1 protein-coding gene is annotated in these 553 nt (G+C 62.0%); it reads right to left on the bottom strand.

What is annotated here, in order from left to right; all coding sequences use genetic code 11:
* Positions 1-471: four helix bundle protein (locus tag H261_RS26430; RefSeq protein WP_008622946.1), on the bottom strand; the 471-nt coding region annotated here is incomplete at its 3' end.
* Positions 472-553: the final 82 nt, after the last annotated feature.

The raw sequence follows: 553 nt of genomic DNA, 5'->3' as shown, positions 1-553 counted from the left end.
ATCCAGGCAGACGTGACCCCTGGCGGTCGAATTGATGCAGTCGCAGCATTGAGCCGGCAGTTCGGCCGGCGGGGTGTTGTCTCTAAAATCGATGACGATGAAGCGCCGATCCTCGGCAACGGTCGGCACCACCCAGGGATTTCCGGATGCGAAGTAAAAACGGATAACTTCGTCGGTCGATGCGGGCTCCCCGAACTGCCCCGGCGAGATCAGGTGAAGGTCCTTGGACAGACGCAGTTGCAAGCGCAGCGTCTCCAGGTGTTCGCGTACACGCTCGATGTGCGGCACCTTGGCGGGGCCGGTGACGCAGTTGGCGCGGAAGATCTCCACCGCCATCTGCAGGCCCTCGGTCAGGATCTCGCGGGCCAGAACCTGCCGGTAGTTGCGGTGATACTGTCCCGTCAGCTTCGCCAGAAGCTGGACCAGGGCGTATGTCTCGCGGTAGATGGGCAGTTCGGTGGCCAGCGCCATGCAAAACCTCCTCCGGGCATCACCCGGCCGCCGAAGCGGCCGGATAAAGGGTTAAAGGACTAAAGAAGACATTTGCGGACGG

It is taken from the genome of Paramagnetospirillum caucaseum (assembly GCF_000342045.1).
Classification (GTDB): domain Bacteria; phylum Pseudomonadota; class Alphaproteobacteria; order Rhodospirillales; family Magnetospirillaceae; genus Phaeospirillum; species Phaeospirillum caucaseum.
Note: the sequence above shows the minus strand (reverse complement) of the source record. Positions and strands in the feature narration are given on the sequence as shown.